Source organism: Tepidiphilus olei (assembly GCF_006980705.1).
In the GTDB taxonomy this organism is placed as follows: domain Bacteria; phylum Pseudomonadota; class Gammaproteobacteria; order Burkholderiales; family Rhodocyclaceae; genus Tepidiphilus; species Tepidiphilus olei.
Genome location: NZ_SBHO01000002.1, coordinates 229,474 through 250,305, shown reverse-complemented (window position 1 = coordinate 250,305; position 20,832 = coordinate 229,474). Strand labels below are relative to the sequence as shown.

The following is a 20,832-nucleotide window of genomic DNA, read 5'->3' as shown; positions in this document are numbered from 1 at the left end:
ATCAAGGAAGGAGTGTCGTGTCATGAAATGGAAAAACGCCCTGCTGATCCTGGGCGCTTCGCTCGGTCTCGTTCCGGCCGCTTGGGCCGAGAAACTGTCGGTGGCGGCCACGCCCGTGCCGCATGCCGAGATCCTGGAGTACGTCAAACCCATGCTCGCCCAGGAAGGGGTGGAGTTGGAGGTGAGGGTGTTCACCGACTACGTCCAGCCCAACATCCAAGTGGCGCAGAAGCGCATGGATGCCAACTTCTTCCAGCACAAACCCTACCTGGACGAGTTCAACAAGGATCGCGGCACCGATCTGGTGGCGGTGGCCGGGGTGCACATCGAGCCCTTCGGCGCCTATTCCCGCCGTATCGAGAAGCTCGACGAGCTCAAGGAGGGCGCCGTCGTGGCCATCCCCAACGATCCGACCAACGGCGGGCGGGCGCTCCTGCTGCTGCAACGCGCCGGCCTCATCACGCTCAAGGATCCGGCGAAGATCACCGCCACGCCGCGCGACATCGCCGACAATCCCAAGCGCCTGCGGTTCAAGGAACTGGAGGCGGCCACGCTGCCGCGCATCCTCGACCAGGTCGATCTGGCCCTCATCAACACCAACTATGCACTCGAGGCCGGACTCAACCCCACGAAAGACGCGCTCGTCATCGAAGGGGCCGATTCGCCCTACGTGAACGTCCTCGTCGCCCGGTCGGACAACAAAGATGGCGAGGCCATGCAGAAGCTCGTGCGTGCCTTGCACTCGGAGGCGGTGAAGCGCTTCATCCTCGAGAAATACCAGGGGGCGGTGGTGCCGGCGTTTTGAAGGACCCGGATCGATTCGCTCCAGAGTGGACGGATCGACCGTTTGACGCACCGAAACGGTGCATTCGTCCCGAGTAGTGATCATCGGGGGCGGTCCGATTCGGCCTGGCCCATCTGTGATCGGTGGTACGGAGGCCCCGATTCCGGGCCGTCCGTGCGCAGGGACGCGGTTCGTGCCGCGTCCTTTTTTCGTCTTCCTCTCTTCTGGCACGATTCCTGCTTCGTAGGGGTGGGCATACCCGCTACGGAGAAGGAACATGAAATTCGTCATGGCGATCATCAAGCCGTTCAAGCTCGACGAGGTGCGCGAAGCACTCTCGGAGAACGGCGTGCAAGGGCTCACGGTGACCGAGGTCAAGGGGTTCGGGCGGCAGAAGGGGCACACGGAACTCTACCGCGGAGCGGAGTACGTGGTCGATTTCCTGCCCAAGGTGAAGCTCGAAGTGGCCATTGCCGACGAGCTGCTCGAACCGGTGCTCGAGGCGATCGAGAAGTCCGCTTTCACCGGTAAGGTGGGCGACGGGAAGATCTTCGTCTTCGATCTCGAAAACGCGATTCGCATCCGCACCGGCGAGGCCGGCGCGGCGGCGTTGTGACGGTTAGGACGAGGAGACGGATCATGAAATACGGAATCGAACGACTCGGCGCAGTGGCGCTCCTGGCGACGGCCTCTCTTCCTTCGTGGGCGCAGGAAGCGGCGAGCGCGACGGCACCGGTGGTGCACCGCGGTGACGTCGCCTGGATGATGACGGCCACGCTCTTGGTGCTGATGATGATCGTGCCGGGCTTGGCGCTCTTCTACGGCGGCATGGTACGGGCGAAGAATGTGCTCTCGGTGCTCATGCAGGTGTTGATGGTGACTTCGCTCGTGCTGGTGCTGTGGGCCTTTTATGGTTACAGCCTTGCTTTCACCGAGGCGATGCCCTGGCTGGGGTCGTTTGCCAAGGTGTTCCTCAGTGGCGTGACGCCCGAGAGCCTCGCCGACACCTTCACCGACGAAGTGAAACTGCCGGAGTACGTCTTCATCGCGTTTCAGGGGACGTTCGCTGCCATCACGTGTTCGCTCATCGTCGGAGCATTTGCCGAGCGCATCAAGTTCGCCTCGGTGATGGTCTTCACGGTGCTGTGGTTCACCTTCTCCTACCTGCCGATCGCCCACATGGTCTGGGGGCCGGGCGGCTGGCTGCTCGAGGAGGGAGCGATCGACTTCGCCGGCGGCACGGTGGTGCACATCAACGCCGGCGTGGCGGGGCTCGTGGGGGCGATGCTCGTGGGCAAGCGCCTCGGCTATGGCCGTGAAGCGCTCGCACCGCACTCCCTGCCATTGACCATGGTGGGCGCTTCGCTCCTGTGGGTGGGCTGGTTCGGCTTCAACGCCGGCTCCAACCTCGAGGCGACCTCGGGTGCGGCGATCGCCTTTCTCAACACGCTGTTTGCCACGGCGGCGGCGGTGCTCTCCTGGAGTGCAACCGAGGCGCTCGTCAAAGGCAAGCCGTCCATGCTCGGAGCGGCTTCGGGCGCGGTGGCCGGGCTCGTGGTGATCACGCCGGCCTGTGGTACGGTGGGTCCGATTGGTGCCATCGTCATGGGGCTCGTTGGCGGCGTGGCCGGTCTGTGGGGCGTGAGCGCCCTCAAGCGCTGGCATGGCATCGACGATTCGCTCGACGTCTTCGGCGTCCATGCAGTGTGCGGTATCGTCGGGGCGCTGCTCACCGGGGTTTTTACCTCACCCCTGCTCGGCGGAACGGGCGATGCGGATTTTTCCATCGTCCATCAAGTGTGGGTTCAGTTTTATGGCGTGGTCGTCACGCTCGTCCTGAGCGCCGTGGTGGCCTTCCTCGCCTTCAAAGTGGCCGGAGCGCTCACCGGAGGCTTGCGCGTGAGCGAGGAAGAGGAGCGCGAGGGTCTGGACGTGACCGCACACGGTGAGACGGCGTATCGCCTGTAAAAATCTCCTCTCCGACGGCATTACGTCGTTGCCCCCGGTGGTGAGCCGGGGGCTTTTTCTTGGTCGGTGGGCCGCAGTCGTGCTAGCATGCGATCATTGGATCGCCTACCTTGCCCATGAAAGATACGAGTCGCCTCATCCTCACGTATACGTTGGAAGTGTCTTTGCCCGAGCCCTTGCAAAAGATGCCTCGTGCCGACCTCGCACGCGTCGTCGATGGGTTGCTGGGAGACGTCGTGCATCAGGGATTGAAGGCGGTGGCCAGCAAGCGTTTGCAGGGCGGTGGCATCATGGTCCACAAGCTGCAGCATCGGGTGGATGTCGAGCGTCCTCGGCGCGAGCCGGGCAAAATGCTGCCCAAGGAACTCCTCGTGCGCGCCGCGCCGCACCTCACCGACGAGGAGCTTGCCGAAGTGGAGGCGCGCGTGGGCAATGCGCCTTTTCTCTCCGAAGACGAGCTGGAGAAGCGCATCCGCACCCAGGCGCTCAAGGTATGCAACGACGTGCGCCTGGCCCCTGTCGTGGTGCGCGGCGTGCGGCCCAACGATGAGCCGCTCGAGACCGAGGCACAGCTCAATTTCACCCATGGCTCGGTTTTTTTCGACGAGTCGCAGCGCAATTTGCGGCTCAAAGCCAACGCTCCGGTGGAAGTGCTCTTGCCAGGGGTCGATGCCGCCGTGCAGGGGCGCTATCTCGGTACCACCTTGGGTGGCCCGGTGGTGGAAGTCCCCATCCACCTGCTCGCCCCTTATCGCGATTTCTTGCTCGCTGCCTGGCAGGGCGGACGACGCGGTTGAGCCGTCCTCCGTTCGGGCGTCCATGATGCACGTGCTTGGTCGCACGGTACGTGCACGTAGCGGGCCCCGGCTAACCTACCATGTGGTCTCATGGCGGCGTTCTCCGGCGCTCGGAGGCTCGTCCATCCAAGTGTGATCGGTCTCGCAGCCCGTGCTCCGGGTGCCCCGCCCTGCAATCGCTCGCGCGGGTTTTTCTCGCCGCCCTAGCAACGAGGCCGCCTGCGCAGTCGATTCGCGGGTTTTTGGGCGACCCTTCATTCATGGTATGCTGCATCGCACCGTCCCTTTGTGTCGAGTTCCGCGATGACGTCCATGAACCGAAGGAACAAACCTTTTCATGCCCAGTCGCCGGCGGAGGTGGCCGAGCAGTTGGCGACGAATCTGCAGCGCGGCCTGGCCCGGGCCGAGGCCGAACGTCGTCTGGCCGTTCATGGTCCGAACCGTTTGCCGGAGGCTCCACCCGATCCGGCGTGGTTGCGCTTGCTGCGCCAGTTTCACAATCCTTTGATCTATGTGCTGCTCGTGGCTGGAGTGATCACGGCGTACCTCGAGCATTGGATCGATGCGGCGGTGATTTTTGCGGTGGTGGTCGTCTCGGCGGTGCTGGGCGCGATCCAGGAGGGCAAGGCGCAGCGAGCGTTGGCGGCGGTGAAGTCGATGCTGGCCAGAACCGCGGTGGTGGTCCGCGACGGGCGACGGCATCAGATCGCTGCCGAGGAACTGGTGCCGGGCGATCTCGTTTTTCTCGAATCGGGGATGGTGGTGCCGGCAGATCTGCGCCTCGTCTCCGCGCGCCAGTTGGCCGTGGACGAGGCCGCGCTCACGGGAGAATCCTTGCCGGTGGAGAAAAACCCGGAGCTCGTCGATGAGGCGACGCCGCTCGCCGAGCGGCGATGCATGGCCTACAGCGGCACCACGGTGGTGCGGGGTCAGGGTCTGGGCGTGGTGGTGGCCACCGGCGGGGACAGCGAGCTCGGGCGCATCGGCGAACTGGTGGCCACCGTCACGCGACTGGAGACGCCCCTCACCCGCCGCTTGACGCGATTTGCCCAGGCAACGGCGGTGGTGATCGTGGCGCTGTCGGCCCTGCTTTTCGCTTGGGCTTATTGGGGGCTGGGGCAGGCGGTCGACGAGATCTTCCTCGCGGTGGTCGGTATCGCGGTGGCGGCGATTCCGGAAGGGTTGCCGGCGATCGTCACCATCATCCTGGCGATCGGCGGGCAGCGGCTGGCGCAGCACCGGGCGATCGTGCGCCGCTTGCCGGCGGTGGAGACGCTCGGTTCGGTGACGGTGATCTGTACCGACAAGACCGGCACGCTCACGCGCAACGAGCTCACCGTGACCTCGGTGTTGTTGCCACACGATGCCGTGGAGGTGACGGGTTCGGGCTACGAGCCGGTGGGGGAATTCGTGCGCGGCGGACGGCCTCGTCCGCCGGAGAGCGTGCGCGGGTTGGTGCGGCTCGCACGGGCGGCGCTGCTGTGCAACGACGCTACATTGCATACGGATGCCGAGGGGAACTGGCATGGCGAGGGGGATCCGCTCGAGATCGCCCTCTTGAGCATGGCGCTGAAGGCCGGCTTGGATCCGGAGCGTGAGCACGGCTGCTGGCCGCGGGTCGATCTGATCCCATTCGAATCCGAGCGGCGTTGGATGGCCACCCTCAATCACGACCATCACGGCAACCACGTGATCCTGCTCAAAGGCGCGCCCGAAGTGGTGCTGGCGCACTGTCTCCACGATGCCGACGGGCAGCCGCTCGACGTGGCGAGTTGGGAAGAGCGTTTGATGGAGGAAGCGGCCAAGGGGCGGCGGATGATCGCGCTGGCCTGGAAACGCTTGCCTGAGCCCAAGGAAACGCTGCGCTACGAGGACATCGACGAAGGGTTCGCCTTACTGGGGGTGGTAGGGCTCGAGGATCCACCGCGGCCGGAGGCGAAGGATGCGATCCGCGAGTGCCACGAGGCTGGTATCCGCGTCGTGATGATCACGGGCGATCATCCGGTGACGGCGCGGGCCATCGGCGGCATGCTGGGGCTGCGTGCCGACACGGCCCTGACTGGCACGGAGATCGAGCAACTCGACGACGCAGTCCTGGGAAGGCGCATCGTCGAGACCGACGTCGTCGCCAGGGCCGCGCCGGAGAACAAGCTGCGCCTCGTGCGTGTACTCCAGGGGCAGGGACACATCGTGGCCATGACCGGAGACGGAGCCAACGACGCGCCGGCGCTGCAGGCGGCCGACATCGGCGTGGCCATGGGCCGCCGCGGTACCGACGCCGCCCGCCAGGCCTCGGCCATGGTGCTCGCCGACGACAACTTCGCCACCATCGCCCAGGCCGTGCGCTGGGGGCGCGTGGCCTACGACAACATCAAGAAGGCGCTGCTCTTCGTGCTGCCGACGAATATGGCGCAGGCGTTGGTCGTGGCGATCGCGCTGGCGGCGGGCTGGTCGCTGCCGATCTCGGCCACGCAGATTCTGTGGGTGAACCTGGTGACGGCGGTGACGTTGGCGATCGCCGTTGCCTTCGAATCGCCGGAGCCGGCCGTGATGCAGCGTCCGCCGCGCCCGCCGATCGAGCCCTTGGTCACTGGGCCGATGGCCTGGCGCATCGCCTTCATCGGCGCGTTGATCTGTTTCTTGAGCTATGGCGCTTACGGCCTTTCCCTCGTCCGTGAGCTCGGCGAGGACTTCGCCCGCACGGCGGCCACGCATACCTTGGTGTGCGCCGAGGTGATGTATCTGTTCAACTGCCGACGCTTCGTCGCGAGCGGCTGGAGCGTGGACGTTTTTCGGGGCAATCCGGCGCTGTGGCCGGTGATCGGGGTGCTGGCGCTGCTGCAGTTGGCCTTCGTCTATGCCCCTCCGTTCCAGATGCTCTTTCGCACCGAAGCGCTCGATGCCTTTGCTTGGATCTACGCGCTCGTCGGGGCGTTGGTCGCTTTTACCGTAGTCGAGGCCGAGAAGGCCATGCTGCGCCGCACGGGGCGGGTCACGCTGTGAGGCGTGTTGCCGTGCTCAGGCGGCGGCAAGGTGTTCGAGCGCTGCGATCACTTCATCGGCCACGCTGAAGCCGGTCTGGGCCGCGATTTCCACCATGCAGGTAGGGCTGGTGACGTTGATCTCGGTGAGCCGTCCGCCGATGAGGTCGAGCCCCACGATCAAAAGCCCCCGCTGCCACAGGATGGGCGCGAGCGCCTCGGCCACTTCCCGCTCGGCCTCGGTGAGCGGCACGGCCACGCCGCGTCCGCCCGCGGCGAGGTTGCCGCGCGTCTCGCCGGGCTTGGGGATGCGGGCGAGCGCATAGGGCATCACTTGCCCGGCGATCACGAGCACCCGTTTGTCGCCGTCGCGGATCTGCGGCAGGTATTCCTGGGCCATGATGGTACGGTGCCCGTGGTGCGTCAGCGTCTCGACGATCACGTAGCGGTTGTGGTCCTCGCGATGCACGCGGAAAATCTGGCTTCCGCCCATGCCGTCGAGCGGCTTGAGGATCACGTCGCCCAGAGCGTCGATGAAGGCGTGGATGCGCTCGGGGTCGCGCGCCACCATCGTGGCGGGCGTAAACTGTGGGAATTCCAGGATGGAGAGTTTCTCCGAATGGTCTCGGATCGCCCGCGGCCGGTTCCAGACGCGGGCCCCTTGCGCCTCGGCGCGCTCCAGCAGCCAGGTGGCGGTGAGGTATTCGAAGTCGAAGGGCGGATCCTGGCGCATGAGGAGGGCGTCGAATTGGTCGGCGCGCACGCGCGCTTCGGAGACGACCTCGTACCAGGCGCCGGCTCCACCATCGGTGAGCGCGACGAGCTGGGCCGTGAGCCACACGGCGCCTTCTGCCCACTCGAGCCCCTCGCGCTGGCAGGTCCAGATCTCGTGGCCACGTGCCTTGGCGGCGCGCATCATGGCGATGGAGGAGTCTTTCGTCACCTTGAGCTTGGCCAGGGGATCGACGAGAAACGCGAGTTTCATGCCGCTTCTCCTTGTTCCTCGAAACGGGCGACGAGCTCTTCGATCTCGATGGCGGCGGCGAGCAGGCCCAGGCGCGCCACCACGCCGTAGGCGTAGAAACGGTTGGGTTCGGCGTCGGGAGCGAGGCCCGAATCGGGCAGCGAGCAGCTCGAAGCGAAGCGCAGCGGCTCGAAGTGCATGCCCGGCGCATTGAGATTTTCATCGGGGCCGCGTTCGGTGTGCATACGGTAGAAACCGCCCACGACGTAGTGATCGATCATATAGACGACCGGTTCGCACACCGCGTCCCCGAGCCGCTCGAAGGTGGGCACGCCTTCCTGCACGATCACCTGATGCACTTCCAGCCCTTCTTTCACTTTGGCCATCTTGTTGCGCTGCCGCCGCGAGAGTTCGCGCAGCTCGGCCGGATCCTTGACCGTCATCACGCCCATGCCGTAGGTGCCGGCGTCGGCCTTGACCACGAGGAAAGGCTCTTGGTCGATGCCGCGGGCGGCGTAGGCTGTGCGGATCTCGGCGAAGAGCTCGGAGGCGGTGTCGGCGAGCCGGTCTTCACCCTCTTTGCTCTGGAAATCCAGACCGGATACGACCCGGTGCGCCGGGACGAGGTACCAGGGATCGAGGCCGATCGCCTCGGCGAAGTCGGTGGCGACGCGGGCGTAGATCTCGGCGTGGTGTGATTTGCGTCGAGTATGCCAGCCGGCCACCAGGGGCGGAATCACGTTCTGTTCGCTGAGGCCGCGTAGAATCGGCGGCACGCCGGCCGAGAGGTCGTTGTTGAGCAGGATGGCGCAGGGGTCGAAGTCGGCGAGCCCCAGCCGGTTGCCGCGGCGCACCAAGGGTTCGACGAGCACGTGCTCGCCTTCGGCCGCTTCGAGCTCGGTCGGGGCGGTGATCTCGGGCAGCAGCGAGCCGATGCGTACTTCCAGGCCGGCCAGCCTCAGGATGCGCTGCAGGCGGGCGACGTTGAGCAGGTAGTAGCGGTTGCGCGTGTGGTTCTCGGGTATGAGGAGCAGGCGCTTGGCTTCGGGACAGACACGCTCGATCGCCACTTGCGTCGCCTGTACCGCCAAGGGCAGAAAGTCGTCGGAGAGGTTGTTGAAGCCGCCGGGAAAGAGATTGAGATCGACCGGCGCGAGTTTGAATCCGGCGTTGCGCAGGTCGGTGGAGGCATAGAAAGGAGGCGTATGCTCGCTGAAACCGCCGCGGAACCATTGTTCGATCGCCGGCAGCTCTGCGAGGAACTGGCGCTCGATGGCCAGTAGTGGCCCACTGAGGGCGGTCGTGAGGTGGGGGACCATCATGAGGGGCATCCTTGCGGGTGGTTCGTCCGCGATTGTACCGGTTACGCCGCCTCGTCACACCGCCCGGGCAGGAAGCGGGCAAAGGAGGCGGGCAACGGCGCGCGCTCCAGGCTGCGCTGCGAGAAGATGAAGCGCCCGTCGCACACGAAGCCGAGTTCGGCCCAGGGGACTTCGTCGTTGAGCGCGGCGGCGAGCTCGGCAGGATCGAGGTTCGGGTCGTGGGGAAAGATCGCCAGCACGCTGCCGTCCCAATCCCGGCAAGGGTGGACGAAGAAGGGGCGCGGAGCGCGGGTGCGGCCGTTTACGTACACCCGCGGCGCGTCGCTCTCGCGATGGTAGCGTCCCCATTCCCACCAGTTATTCTCATCAAAATCCCGAACGCGCCGCGCGAGCAGCCGTTCGCGAAAGGGAATCAGTTCCGGAGGTGGCGGCTCGCCGGGACGCACGAAGCGCATGGGTCGAGTGCGGCCATCGCGCACAGTGGAGGAACAGACGAATTCGCGGTTCGCCCAGCGGGGGTCGGCGTAGATCTCGTCCGCCCCGGAGACGGCACCGACGCACACTCGGGCGATCTGCGACAGGCGCAGGGGATACGTGTCGCGCACGAAGGCGAGGTGCCCGTCGTGTTCGAGCACGGTGCGCGCTTCCCACGGTGGCGGGATCTCGTCGTCAGTAACAGGCAGAACGGCGGTGAGCGCGGCGAGCCGTTCCTGCCAGCCGGGTTCACGTCCCAGCTCGGCGTAGCGCAGCGTGCGTGCGCGCCGGCCGCGCTCGAAGCGCCAGATGAGGCAATTGGGCACGGCGCCGGCAAAGAGGCGCGCATCGCCCGTGTCGATCACTTCGGTGAAACGGCCTTCCGCGAGCAGCCAGCGGTTGAGCCGCCGGGCGGCGGTCGCCTTGAGGAAATCGCGCGGGGTAATGAAGATGAGCTCGCCGCCGGGTTCGAGGTGGCGCACGGCCTTCTCGATGAAATGCAGGTAGAGATTGGCGTGGCCGTCGAGCAGGCGGCTTTCGAGCCGCGCGGCGGTCTCTGGCAGTACGTCGCGACGGCGCACGTAGGGGGGGTTGCCGATGATCGTGGCGAAGGTTTCGTGCTCGGGCAGGGCGAAGAAGTCGAGGCAGCGCGCCCGCGGCGGACAGACGCGGGGGTCGAGCTCGCAGGCGAGGGCGTCGGCTTCGAGGTGGCGCAGGAAGGCCCCGTCACCGCAGGCGGGCTCGAGGATGCGGCCGTGGCGGCGGCGCAGGCGCAGCATGGCGCGTACCACGGGCTCGGGCGTGAACACCTGCCCCAGCGCGTCCGGCGGAATTTCTTCTATCATGGAGCGGGATGATAGCCGATTCCGTGCTGCTGCCGCAGGAGGACAAGATGCACGAGACCGCTTGGATGACGCTTGATGTGCTCGGCCGCCGGCCGATGACACGACGGCAGGCGCTCGCACTGTTGGGGGCAAGTCTGACTGCACCGCTCTTTTCCGGGTGCGCCACTTCGCCGGTCACCGGTGAGACCATCTTCGTCGGCATGAGCGAGGCGCAGGAAATCAGCCTCGATCGCCAGCTCGCCCCGCAACAGTTCTCTCAAGACTTGGGGCCGATCCCGCAGGCTTCGGTCAATGCCTATGTGAGCGAGGTGGGTGCTCGGGTGCATGCGGTGAGTCATCGTCCGTCTCTGCCATATTCGTATCGTGGACTCAACGCGAATTATCTCAACGCCTACACCTTTCCCGCCGGATCGGTCGGAGTGACGCGGGCCCTGCTGGTGCGGCTCGACGACGAGGCACAGCTCGCGGCAGTGCTCGGCCACGAGATCGGCCACGTCAATGCGCGCCATTCGGCGCAACAGCAGGCCAAGGCGATGCTGGCGCAGGTGGCGCTCACCGCGCTCGATGCGGCCACGAGCCGGAGCGATTGGGGGCAATGGCTGGTGCAGGGTGGGGCGGTGGGCGCAAGTGCCCTGCTCGCATCCTATTCGCGGGAGCAGGAGCGGGAGGCGGATTACCTGGGCCAGCGCTACATGGTGCTCGCCGGCTATCCCGCCAGTGCCATGGTGCGGCTGCACCAGGTTTTGCTCGAGGAGGAAAAAACCAGACCGGGGCTGATCGAGACGATGTTTTCGACGCATCCGCTGACCCAGGAGCGGATACAGCGGGCGCAATGGCTGGCCGAGACCGAGTTCGCCGACGGCGAGCGTTTTCCCGTGCAGCGCGAACGCTTCATGGACCGGACGGCGCCGCTGCGCACCTTGCGTCCGACCATCGAGCGTTGCGGTCGCGGCGAAGAGGCGATGGGCGAGAAAAAACTCACCGAGGCCGAGCAGCATTTCCGTGAGGCGGTCAAGCTCACGCCCGATGATTACGCCGCCAATGTGCGCCTGGCGCAGACCCTGCTCGCGCGTGGGCGGCTCGACGAGGCGCGCGCCTATGCCGAGCACGCCCGCTCCGTCTATCCCCAGGAAGCCCAGGCGCACAAGGTGTTGGCCGCGACGGCCCTGCAGCAGCGCCGCTTCGACGAGGCGCTGGTCGCATTGGAAACCTACGACCGACTGCTGCCGGGAGATACCGGCATCACCTTCCTGCGCGGCGTCTCGCTCGAGGGGCTGGGGCGGCGGCAGGAGGCGGCGCGCCTCTACGCCGACGTGCTGCAGCGCACCGGCGGACGCGGTCAGGCGGCGGCCTATGCCCGGCAGCGTCTGCGGCAGTGGGGGTATTTGAGGTGAACGATCGTTCGAAACCTGTTTCGAACGAATGTTAGAATCGGGCGATTCGCCTCATCCCTCAGGAGAAGACCATGCCCGTTCCCGCCGCCTTCACAGGGCGTTTCCGTGTGCCGGTGATCGCCGCGCCCATGTTCCTCGTCTCCGGCCCCGAGCTGGTGATCGCCTGCTGTCAGGCCGGAGTGGCCGGTACTTTTCCTTCGCTCAACGCCCGACCGGCGAGCGAGCTCGAAGTCTGGCTTTCGCGCATCGAGGAGGCGCTGGCGGCCTTTCGGCGCGAGCATCCCGACCGGCCCTGCGCGCCCTACGGCGTCAATCTCATCGTGCACCACACCAATTCCCGCCTGCAGGAGGATCTGGCCTGCATCGTGGCCCATCGCGTGCCCTTCGTCATCACCAGCCTGGGCAATCCGCAGGCCATCGTGGAGGCGGTGCACGGCTACGGCGGGCTCGTCTTCCACGACGTGATCCGGGCGCGGCACGCGCGCAAGGCGATCGAGGCCGGCGTCGATGGCATCATCGCCGTGTGCGCAGGTGCGGGAGGGCACGCCGGCACGCAGAGCCCTTTCAGCCTGGTGCGCGAGATTCGGGAGTTCTGGGAAGGGACCTTGATCCTGGCCGGGGCGATTTCCGATGGCTACGGCGTGCGCGCGGCCGAGGTGCTCGGGGCCGATTTCGCCTATCTCGGCACGCGCTTCATCGCCACCGAGGAGTCGATGGCCCCCCATGCGTACAAGGAGATGCTGCTGCGCTCGCGCGCCGACGACGTGGTCTACACCGACGCGATCTCGGGAGTCAATGCCAACTTCCTCTGGCCCAGCCTGGAAGCGGCGGGGCTCACGCCGGAGAAGTTGCAGCAGCTCTCGGGCAAGGGGAAACTGCACGACATTGGCTCGGAGGTGCGCGCCTGGCGCGACGTCTGGAGCGCGGGGCACGGCGTGTCGCTCATCCACGAAGTGCTGCCCGCTGCCACGCTCGTCGAGCAGCTCGCGCGAGAATACGAGGCCGCCTGCGCTCTGCCGCGCAGCCCGGCGCTTGCGGGCTGATTTGGCAGAATTTCGGAGATGCACTTGACGCTCGATCAGTGGCTGATTCTGGCCGTCCTCATGGCGACGGTTGCCATGTTCCTTTGGGGGCGCTGGCGGCACGACATGGTTGCCATGGCGGCCTTGCTGGCGTGCGTGATCGCGGGCCTGGTTCCGGCCGAATCCGCGTTCGCGGGTTTTGGCCATCCGGCAGTGGTCACGGTGGCATGTGTGCTCGTACTCAGTCAGGGCCTCTACACCTCGGGCGCGGTCGATGTCCTTACCCGCTCGGTCATGCCGACCAAAGCTGGGCCAACGCTCACGATCGGAGTGCTCACCGGGCTCGCAGCGCTGCTGTCGAGCATCATGAACAACGTCGGTGCGCTCGCCTTGCTGATGCCGGTGGCCATGCAGGTTGCCGCGCGCCAGTCGCTGCCGCCCGGCAAGGTGCTGATGCCGCTTGCCTTCGGATCGATACTCGGAGGCATGACCACGCTGGTGGGTACGCCGTCCAACCTGATCGTTGCCGGTTTTCGCGAGCGCGCTAGCCGCGAAGCCTTCGGCATGTTCGACTTCACGCCTGTCGGCCTCGCAGCGGCGGCGGTAGGTGTGTTGTTCGTAGCGGCCATTGGCTGGCGCATCGTGCCGGCACGCGAGCGTGCCGGCGCCGACAGTTTCGAGACCGCCGCCTACCTCACCGAAGCGAGAGTGCCCGAGAACAGCAAGGCCGACGGGAAGACGCTGTACGAGATCGAAGCGGCACTCGAGCAGGCGGGCGCGCAGGTGGTGGGTCTGGTGCGCAACGAGGTGCGTCTCACCGCGCCCAGGGCAAACCAGCGGGTGCATGCGGGCGACATCCTCATCATCGAGGCCGATGTCGAGGCACTCGCCGAAGCGCTGACCGGGCTTGGACTCAGGCTGGAGGAGTCGAAGCGGCCGAAGAAGGAGGATGCAAGCGAATCGGAAGCATCCGATGCGGCGGCTGGAGATGTTCGGTCGGGCACCGCGGGGCGGACGCCCTCGGAGACCGGGAAGGAGGATGCCAACCAGGACGGCACGGCCAACGGTAAGGGGGCGGGCAGCGGAAAGGCCGACGCCCAGGGCGAAGCCGGCCCGAACAGCGCCGCAGACGGAAATGACGCTGCGCAGCCGGCCCAGCGCGAAGAGATCGAATTGGTGGAACTGGCGGTCTTGCCGGGCTCCGCACTGGCCGGGCGCTCGGCGAGTGATATCGAGTTGCGTACGCGTCACGGCATCAATCTGCTTGCGGTGTCGCGTCAGGGGCGCCGTTCCACGGCGCGGCTGCGCACGATGCCGCTGCGCGCAGGCGATGTCTTGCTGATGCAGGGCCCGGCCGAGTCGCTGGCGCAGTTTGCGAGCTGGGCGGGCTGCGTGCCGCTGGCCGAGCGCGCGCTGCGCATTCCGAGTCGGCGCAAGGCCATCATTGCGAGCACCATCATGGCGCTGGCGATCGCAGTTGCGGCATTCGGTCTGCTGCCCGCTGCGGTCAGCTTTGCCGGGGGCGTACTCGCGTCGATGGTGCTGCGTACGGTGCCGGCGCGCCAGGTGTTCGAGGCCGTAGACTGGCCGGTGATCGTGCTGTTGGCGGCCCTCATCCCGGTGGCCGGCGCCATGGAGGACACCGGCGCTGCCGACCTGATCGCCCGCTTCCTGCTCGATGGTATTGCCCAGGGCAACGCGGTGATCGCGCTGAGCCTGATTCTGGTCGTCACGATGACGCTTTCCGATCTGATGAACAATGCCGCAACGGCTGCCGTGATGTGCCCGATCGCGCTTGGCACGGCCGCACAGCTCGGGGTGAATCCCGATGGCTTCCTGATGGCGGTGGCGATCGGCGCCTCCTGCGCCTTTCTTACCCCCATCGGCCATCAGAACAACACCCTCATTCTTGGGCCGGGCGGATTTCGTTTCGGCGACTACTGGCGGCTGGGGCTACCGCTCGAACTGCTGGTGATGGCGGTCAGCCTGCCGATGTTGTTGTGGGTCTGGCCGTTCTGAATCCTGGGAAGCGCGGAGCAAACGGGTTTTGCTCTTTGGGTATTGGCTCAGCGGTCATTCAAGGCGGAAAGATTGCCTCTGCCCTTGATCGAGACTTAATTCAGCTGTTAGGAGACTGCAATGCAGACAATCTCGTGGGATGACTTTACGAAAGTGGAACTCCGCGTTGGCCGCATCATAAATGCCGCACCATTTGCCGAGGCTAGAAAGCCCGCTTACGTACTGCATGTAGACTTCGGTGAAGAGTTCGGTATCAAGAAGTCTAGCGCCCAGATAACGCATCTCTACACGCCAGAAGAGTTGGTGGGAAAGCTCGTCGTCGCAGTGGTCAATTTCCCGAAGAAGCAGATTGGCCCCTTGATGTCCGAATGCTTGGTAACAGGCTTTCACAATGACAAAGGAGAGGTTGTCTTGTGCGTGCCGGACCGTCCCGTTCCTTTGGGTACAAAGTTGCTATGAGTAACGCAGCTTAATGATTTTAATCATGAAAGGATAACCAATTTATTTTTCCTGCCTTCGGGACCCAGCGTGAAGCGAGCGTCAGCGTTGTCTCGATGCCGCAAGCCTTCTACGCCTCGAAGACGTCTTCGAGCCGCGCGCGAATACGAGACCGCCTGCGCTCTGCCGCGCAGCCCGACGCTCGCGCGCTGATTCCGTCAGCCAGGGGTACCGGAACGGTTCCTGGCTGCTTGTTCTGCTGTCGCCGTTTCGTCTTCTCCTTGCTCTTGGGCGAGGGCGGCTTCGAGCGGCGGGTGTAGCTTCACCGGCCGCTGGGTCATCTTCTGCCGCAGGCGGATGTTGAGCATTTCGACGCCGGCCGAGAAGGCCATGGCGAAGTAGACGTAGCCCTTGGGCACGTGCAGGCCGAAGCCCTCGGCAATCAGCAATACGCCGATCACCACGAGAAAGCTCAGCGCCAGCATCTTGATGGTGGGGTGACGCTCGATGAAGGCGCTGATCGCGCCGGCGGTGAACATCATCACCCCCACGGCCACGATGATCGCGGCGATCATCACCGGGATCTGGTTGACGAGCCCCACGGCGGTGATGACCGAGTCGAGCGAGAAGACGATGTCGATGAGGGCGATCTGGGTGACGATGGCGGCGAAATTGGCATGTACCCGCGCCACGCCGTGCTCGTCGCTGCCTTCCAGCGCAGCGTGGATCTCCATCGTGCTCTTCCACAGCAGGAAGAGGCCGCCGCCCAGAAGGATCAGGTCGCGTCCGGAGAAGCCGTTGCCCAGCACGGTGAAGAGCGGCTCGGTGAGCCGCATCATCCAGGAGAGCGTGAGCAGCAGCGCAATGCGGGTGCCCATGGCCAGCGCCAGCCCGATGAAACGCGCCGAGGCTCGTCGTTCCGGCGGCAGGCGGTCGACGAGGATGGCGATCATGATGATGTTGTCGACGCCGAGCACGATCTCGAGCGCCGTGAGGGTGAGGAAGGCAATCCACAAGCCGGGGTCGAGCAGGGCTTCCATGGGCACAGGGTTTCCGCGTGGGACGATGGTTAATTATAAATGTTTGCGTTTCGCAGAGGTGCCTTTTCGCTAAAATGAAAAGGTTGCGGCTCGAGGTGCCGCGTTCATGGGATCGATCATGCTCTGGGGTCTGACGGCCTTACTGGCGCTGCAGCTGGCCGGGGAAGTGGTGGTGCGCTTCTTCCATTGGCCGGTACCGGGGCCGGTGATGGGGCTGGTGTTCGCGCTCGCGCTCCTCTTGCCGTTGGGGCGGGTACCCAAACTGGTAGAAGAGGCAGGCGGGACGCTGCTGCGCCACCTCTCGCTGCTCTTCGTGCCGGCGGGGGTGGGGGTGGTGGCGCACTGGGAGCGCCTGCAGCAGTCCTGGCTGGTGCTCGGCGTGGTGCTGCTCGTGAGCACGCTCCTGGGGCTGGCGGTGTCGGCCTGGGTGTTCGAGCGCCTGGCGGGAGGGGAAGATGCCCGTTGAGGCGATCGCACCTTGGCGCGAGCTGTGGGTGTATCTGTCGGCCACGCCGCTCTTCAGCCTGACGGTTACCCTGGCGGTGTATCTCGTCTGGGAATGGGTGCATCGCCGCAGCCGCCTGCATCCGCTGCTCAACCCCGTTGCCTGGAGCATCGCCACCCTCGGGGCGCTGCTCTTGTGGTCCGGCTTGCCCTATCCGGCCTATTTCGCCGGGGCGCAGTTCATCCACTTCCTGCTGGGGCCGGCCACGGTGGCTCTGGCGATTCCCCTCTTTTACCAGCGCCGCCGCGTGGCGGCGCACGCCAAGGCGGTGGCGGTGGCGCTTCTGGCCGGTTCGGTGACGGCTGCCGGCAGCGCCGTGCTCCTCGGGGCGGCGCTAGGGCTGGACGCGACGATGCTGCGCACGCTCGCGCCCAAATCGGTGACGAGCCCGATCGCCATGGCGGTGAGCGAGCAGATGGGCGGCATCCCGGCGCTCGCGGCGGTGTTCGTCATCCTCACCGGCATCCTCGGCGCGCTGCTCGGCCCGCTGCTCTTCGCGGTGATGCGGGTGCGCTCTTCGGCGGCCAAGGGTCTGGCGCTGGGGGTGGTCACGCACGGTATCGGCACGGCCCGGGCCATGCAGATCGATCCCGTGGCCGGCGCGTTCGCCGCCCTGGGCATGGGGCTGAACGGGGTAGTGACGGCGGTGCTGTTGCCGTGGCTGGGGTGAGCCGATGAGCAGGCGGGAAGAGACCGAGGACACTGGGGAGCGGGTGCGCTTGGACAAGTGGCTGTGGGCCGCGCGCTTCTTCAAGACGCGTACGCTCGCGCAGGAGGCGATCGAGGGCGGTCACGTCAAGGTGCAGGGGGCGCGGACCAAGCCCTCGCACGAGGTGAAGCCGGGCGAGCGGCTCACGATCACCATCGGCGAATACGTCTGGGAGATCACGGTGAGCGCGCTGTCGGCGCGGCGCGGTCCAGCGAGCGAGGCGCGGCTCCTCTACGAGGAGGATCCGGCAAGCCTCGCGCGGCGGCAGGAGGCGGTGGCGCGCAAGCGGGAGCGGCGCGAGCCGCGCGTGCGCGGGGACGCGGTGGATCGGGCGAAGCTGCGCGCGCTCAAGCGCGGTGGGTGATCACTGTAGTGAGGCCGGAACCCCTGGATCTGCCGGAGGGGCGGATTCCGGCGTCGGGGCGTTCGGCGCCGGTTCAGTAGAGGTTCCCTGTTTTTCCGCCTGTTCGCGTTCGCGCGCCTCTTTGGCTTCTTTCTTGCGCTCGATCTCGAGCTGACGCGCCTGGATTTCGAGCTGGCGGGCCTTTTGCAGCATCTCGAGGCGCTTGTCGTGGGCTTCGTCGATGCAGGCGTTGACGAGGAAGCGCTTCTGGCATTCGATGCGGGCGCGGTTGACGACCTCGTCGGCTTCCCGACGTAGCTGCCGCGCTTCTTCGCGCATGCGCTTGACCTCGTCGTCGGTCGTGGCGACGGTGGCGGCGACGGCGGACAAGCCGAGGATGAACAGGCCGATGAACGCGAGAGAGCGGCTCATGGAAGAGATGAACGATGGAGAAGTGAAATATTTTACTCCTTCGGAGGAAAAGGGGAATGGTATGCAAGCACCTTGGCGACGAGGTCTGCGAGATGGAATTCCCATCGCCCTGGGTTATCTGCCGGTGGGCGTGACCTTCGGGGTGGTGGCGACGCAGCAGGGGATGAGCGCGGCGGAGGCCACGCTCACCTCGCTCATCGTCTATTCGGGAGCAGCGCAATTCATGCTGGTGGGGCTGCTCGCGGCAGGCACGCCGATGGTGCTGACCGTCGGTCTCTGCCTGCTGCTCAATGCCCGCCATGCACTCTACGGTCCGGCGATCGCCGCCTATCTGCCGGCGGCTCCGTCGCGTTTGGCCGGTCTGGCTTTCGGGCTCACCGACGAGGTGTTCGCCGTGGCCCTGGGACGATTGCCGCAACAGCCGGCCGCCCAGCGTCCCCTCTGGCTCGCCGGGGTAGAGGTCATGGCCTATGGGTCGTGGGTGGGCGCGAGCGCGGCCGGGGCGCTCGCGGGCGACTGGATCCGCGCTCATTTGCCGCTGCTCGCCGAATCTTTGCCGATCGCCCTGTCGGCGCTCTTCCTCGTCCTGCTGCTGCCCCATGCCCAGGCGCCGCGGCGCGGGGCGATCCTGGTGACGGTGACTTTGGCCGCTGCCTTCGCCTGGGCGCAGCACGCGGCGCTGGGGCTACTGCTCGCGGCGGTGCTCGGGGCGCTCCTGGCAGGAATCGGGGAGGTGCGATGCGCACGGAAATCTTCTTGATGCTCTTGGCGGTCGGCCTGGGGACCTATGCCCTGCGCGCCTTGCCCCTCATCGGGGCGCGCCGGCTCGACCCGGCGGGCAAGGTGTTTCGCGCCCTACAACGCCTCGGGCCGATGTTGATCGCCGCCTTGCTGGGGGTGTCGGTGATCGGCGACGTGCGCGGTTACGGAGCGGGCGGCTGGCTACCCGAACTGCTCGGTTTGGGCGCGGCGCTGGCGGTGCAGCGCCGCTTCGGCGGCTTCGTCGCGCCCATTCTCGCCGGCGTGGCGGCCTGCGCCCTCGGTTTGACCCTGCTGCGCTCGGGGGGAGGGTGAATCGGGTAGAATGCCCCGTTGTCTCGTACGTTTTTGGTATCCGGGAGTCGTCACATGGAACTCGTCTGCCTCGATGTCGAAGGGGTGCTGATCCCCGAAATCTGGATCGCGTTCGCCGAGCGCACGGGGATCGCCGAATTCCGGCGCACCACGCGCGACGAGCCAGATTATGACAAACTCATGCACTATCGTCTGGCGCTCCTGGAGCGCCACGGCCTGCGTCTGCCGGACATCGAGGCGGTGATCGCTTCGATGACGCCCCTACCCGGCGCCAAAGCCTTCCTGGACGCGCTGCGCGAGCGCTACCAGGTGATCCTGCTCTCCGATACCTTCCAGGAATTCGCGCGCCCCTTGATGCGCCAGCTCGGCTGGCCCACCTTGTTCTGCCATTCGCTGGAAGTGGACGAAGCCGGCCGCGTGGTGAATTACCGCCTGCGCCTGCCCAATCAAAAACAGGAGGCGGTCCACCACCTCAAGGCGCTCAATTTCCGCGTCGTGGCCGCCGGGGATTCCTACAACGACACGACCATGCTCGGCGAAGCGCACGCCGGCATCCTCTTTCGCGCCCCGGAAAACGTCGTGCGCGAATTTCCCCAATTTCCCCACGTCACCGATTATGCCGCGCTGCGCACCCTGATCGACGAATCCTTCGCCCGGCTGCGGGAGTCGGCGCGATGAGCAAGGAGCGGCGCTATACGCTCACCGCCTCCTGCCCCGACCGGGTCGGATTGGTGGCCAAGGTGGCCGGTTTCATCGCCGAGCACGGCGGCTGGATCCTCGAGACCAACCTGCACGCGGAGCCACCGGGGCCATTGGCACCGAGCGGCCGTTTCTTCATGCGTTTCGAGATCCGTGCCGACAGCATGCCGCTCTTGTTGGCCGAATTGCGCGAGCGATTCACCCCTCTGGCCGAATCGCTGGAGATGGACTGGCACATCAGCGACTCGGCGGTGAAGAAACGCGTCGTCATCCTCGTCTCACGCCAGGAGCATTGTCTCTACGATCTGCTGTCTCGCTGGCACAGCCGCGAGCTCGATGTGGAAATTCCCTGCGTGATCTCGAATCACGAGGATTTGCGCGGTTTCGTCGAGTGGCACGGTATTCCCTTCCTGCACGTGCCGGTGACGCCGGACAACAAGCCGGCGGCTTTCGCAGAGGTTCGGCGCATCTTCGAGGAAGTGGGCGGCGACGTGATGGTGCTCGCGCGCTACATGCAGATCTTGCCACCGGAACTGTGCCGTGCCTACCCGGCACGCATCATCAACATCCACCACAGCTTTCTGCCCAGCTTCGTCGGCGCGCGGCCCTACCACCAGGCCTGGGAGCGGGGGGTGAAACTCATCGGCGCCACCTGTCATTACGTCACCGAGGAGCTCGACCAGGGACCGATTATCGAGCAGGACGTCATTCGCGTCGATCATTCGGACACGGTGGACGACATGGTGCGCTACGGCAAGGACATCGAGAAGACGGTGCTCTCGCGCGGATTGCGCTACCACATCGAGGACCGGGTGTTGGTCCATGGCAACAAAACCATCGTGTTTCGCTGAGATCGCCCCCGATTCGTCATGAAATGTTTCGTGGGATCCAGCATCATTTGACGCAGAGGCTCGATTTTGCGGCAGAATAGCGCGTACGTGCGAAAGGTGGGGGCACGACACGGTAGAGTTGGCTGAGCAGCGGCTCATCCATTTTTTCATTCCAACCAAAATAGCGAGGTA

General features: G+C 65.8%; 21 protein-coding genes. 16 read left to right on the top strand and 5 right to left on the bottom strand.

The window, feature by feature from the left end; translation table 11 throughout:
- The first annotated feature begins 22 nt into the window (after positions 1 to 22).
- The 5 genes from EPD80_RS04310 to EPD80_RS04290 all read left to right on the top strand — a co-directional run bounded on the left by EPD80_RS04310 (position 23) and on the right by EPD80_RS04290 (position 6,552).
- The gene (locus tag EPD80_RS04310; protein ID WP_142804010.1) at positions 23 to 805 is read left to right on the top strand and encodes a MetQ/NlpA family ABC transporter substrate-binding protein; all 783 of its coding nucleotides are present in this window, start codon (positions 23 to 25) and stop codon (positions 803 to 805) included.
- Positions 806 to 1,061: 256 nt separating this feature from the next.
- Entirely contained in the window at positions 1,062 to 1,400 is a 339-nt protein-coding gene (gene glnK / locus EPD80_RS04305) for a P-II family nitrogen regulator (protein WP_142804009.1), read from the top strand.
- A gap of 23 nt (positions 1,401 to 1,423) precedes the next feature.
- The gene (locus EPD80_RS04300; protein WP_185955338.1) at positions 1,424 to 2,752 is read left to right on the top strand and encodes an ammonium transporter; all 1,329 of its coding nucleotides are present in this window, start codon (positions 1,424 to 1,426) and stop codon (positions 2,750 to 2,752) included.
- A 116-nt stretch (positions 2,753 to 2,868) separates the two neighbouring features.
- Positions 2,869 to 3,549 carry a hypothetical protein gene (locus EPD80_RS04295; protein ID WP_142804008.1) on the top strand — a complete coding sequence of 227 codons (681 nt, stop codon included), beginning with the start codon at positions 2,869 to 2,871 and terminating at the stop codon, positions 3,547 to 3,549.
- Positions 3,550 to 3,861: 312 nt separating this feature from the next.
- Positions 3,862 to 6,552 carry a cation-translocating P-type ATPase gene (locus EPD80_RS04290; protein WP_185957704.1) on the top strand — a complete coding sequence of 897 codons (2,691 nt, stop codon included), beginning with the start codon at positions 3,862 to 3,864 and terminating at the stop codon, positions 6,550 to 6,552.
- Between the two features lie 15 nt (positions 6,553 to 6,567).
- Here EPD80_RS04290 and gshB read toward each other — a convergent pair whose 3' ends face one another.
- Genes gshB through EPD80_RS04275 form a run of 3 tightly spaced genes read right to left on the bottom strand, consistent with a single transcriptional unit; the run spans position 6,568 to position 10,135 of the window.
- Positions 6,568 to 7,515: a glutathione synthase gene (gshB, locus tag EPD80_RS04285; protein WP_142809693.1), complete on the bottom strand. Its 948-nt coding sequence runs from the start codon at positions 7,513 to 7,515 to the stop codon at positions 6,568 to 6,570.
- Positions 7,512 to 8,813 (bottom strand): glutamate--cysteine ligase, encoded by a 1,302-nt coding sequence (gshA, locus tag EPD80_RS04280; protein ID WP_142809881.1) that lies wholly within the window; start codon positions 8,811 to 8,813, stop codon positions 7,512 to 7,514. The genes gshB and gshA overlap by 4 nt, the downstream gene beginning before the upstream one ends.
- A 44-nt stretch (positions 8,814 to 8,857) precedes the next feature.
- A complete protein-coding gene (locus EPD80_RS04275) occupies positions 8,858 to 10,135 on the bottom strand; it encodes an HsdM family class I SAM-dependent methyltransferase (RefSeq protein WP_142809691.1) in 1,278 nt (425 codons plus the stop codon).
- 8 nt (positions 10,136 to 10,143) lie between these two features.
- Here EPD80_RS04275 and EPD80_RS04270 point away from each other — a divergent pair, with 8 nt between their 5' ends.
- The 4 genes from EPD80_RS04270 (at position 10,144) to EPD80_RS04255 (ending at position 15,029) form a co-directional block, all read left to right on the top strand.
- On the top strand, positions 10,144 to 11,529 hold the full coding sequence (locus EPD80_RS04270) for a M48 family metalloprotease (RefSeq protein ID WP_221928839.1): 1,386 nt from the start codon (positions 10,144 to 10,146) through the stop codon (positions 11,527 to 11,529).
- 71 nt (positions 11,530 to 11,600) lie between these two features.
- Positions 11,601 to 12,572: an NAD(P)H-dependent flavin oxidoreductase gene (locus tag EPD80_RS04265; RefSeq protein ID WP_142809690.1), complete on the top strand. Its 972-nt coding sequence runs from the start codon at positions 11,601 to 11,603 to the stop codon at positions 12,570 to 12,572.
- A gap of 24 nt (positions 12,573 to 12,596) precedes the next feature.
- Positions 12,597 to 14,570, top strand: coding sequence for an SLC13 family permease (locus EPD80_RS04260; protein ID WP_185957703.1), 1,974 nt, complete (start codon positions 12,597 to 12,599; stop codon positions 14,568 to 14,570).
- A gap of 120 nt (positions 14,571 to 14,690) precedes the next feature.
- Entirely contained in the window at positions 14,691 to 15,029 is a 339-nt protein-coding gene (locus EPD80_RS04255) for a tRNA-binding protein (protein ID WP_142809686.1), read from the top strand.
- Between the two features lie 197 nt (positions 15,030 to 15,226).
- Here EPD80_RS04255 and EPD80_RS04250 read toward each other — a convergent pair whose 3' ends face one another.
- Positions 15,227 to 16,048 carry a TerC family protein gene (locus tag EPD80_RS04250; protein ID WP_142809684.1) on the bottom strand — a complete coding sequence of 274 codons (822 nt, stop codon included), beginning with the start codon at positions 16,046 to 16,048 and terminating at the stop codon, positions 15,227 to 15,229.
- Between the two features lie 106 nt (positions 16,049 to 16,154).
- Between EPD80_RS04250 and EPD80_RS04245 the strand changes: the two genes are divergently transcribed.
- The 3 genes from EPD80_RS04245 to EPD80_RS04235 are packed head-to-tail and all read left to right on the top strand — an operon-like array spanning position 16,155 to position 17,626.
- Positions 16,155 to 16,514 carry a CidA/LrgA family protein gene (locus tag EPD80_RS04245; RefSeq protein ID WP_221928838.1) on the top strand — a complete coding sequence of 120 codons (360 nt, stop codon included), beginning with the start codon at positions 16,155 to 16,157 and terminating at the stop codon, positions 16,512 to 16,514.
- Positions 16,504 to 17,223 carry an LrgB family protein gene (locus EPD80_RS04240; protein ID WP_185957702.1) on the top strand — a complete coding sequence of 240 codons (720 nt, stop codon included), beginning with the start codon at positions 16,504 to 16,506 and terminating at the stop codon, positions 17,221 to 17,223. Before EPD80_RS04245 ends, EPD80_RS04240 begins: the two co-directional genes overlap by 11 nt.
- Positions 17,224 to 17,227: 4 nt before the next feature.
- Positions 17,228 to 17,626, top strand: coding sequence for an RNA-binding S4 domain-containing protein (locus EPD80_RS04235; protein ID WP_142809682.1), 399 nt, complete (start codon positions 17,228 to 17,230; stop codon positions 17,624 to 17,626).
- On the opposite strand, the gene EPD80_RS11320 is transcribed toward EPD80_RS04235, so the two are convergent.
- On the bottom strand, positions 17,627 to 18,037 hold the full coding sequence (locus tag EPD80_RS11320; protein WP_185957701.1) for a hypothetical protein: 411 nt from the start codon (positions 18,035 to 18,037) through the stop codon (positions 17,627 to 17,629). It lies immediately after the preceding gene.
- A 61-nt stretch (positions 18,038 to 18,098) separates the two neighbouring features.
- Between EPD80_RS11320 and EPD80_RS04225 the strand changes: the two genes are divergently transcribed.
- From EPD80_RS04225 to purU, 4 genes are read left to right on the top strand one after another with little or no spacing between them, the layout of a single operon-like run.
- Positions 18,099 to 18,797, top strand: coding sequence for an AzlC family ABC transporter permease (locus EPD80_RS04225; protein WP_185955333.1), 699 nt, complete (start codon positions 18,099 to 18,101; stop codon positions 18,795 to 18,797).
- Positions 18,776 to 19,111, top strand: coding sequence for an AzlD domain-containing protein (locus tag EPD80_RS04220; protein ID WP_142809675.1), 336 nt, complete (start codon positions 18,776 to 18,778; stop codon positions 19,109 to 19,111). The genes EPD80_RS04225 and EPD80_RS04220 overlap by 22 nt, the downstream gene beginning before the upstream one ends.
- Positions 19,112 to 19,165: 54 nt before the next feature.
- A complete protein-coding gene (gene thrH / locus EPD80_RS04215; RefSeq protein WP_142809674.1) occupies positions 19,166 to 19,789 on the top strand; it encodes a bifunctional phosphoserine phosphatase/homoserine phosphotransferase ThrH in 624 nt (207 codons plus the stop codon).
- A complete protein-coding gene (gene purU / locus EPD80_RS04210; protein WP_142809672.1) occupies positions 19,786 to 20,661 on the top strand; it encodes a formyltetrahydrofolate deformylase in 876 nt (291 codons plus the stop codon). Before thrH ends, purU begins: the two co-directional genes overlap by 4 nt.
- Positions 20,662 to 20,832: the final 171 nt, after the last annotated feature.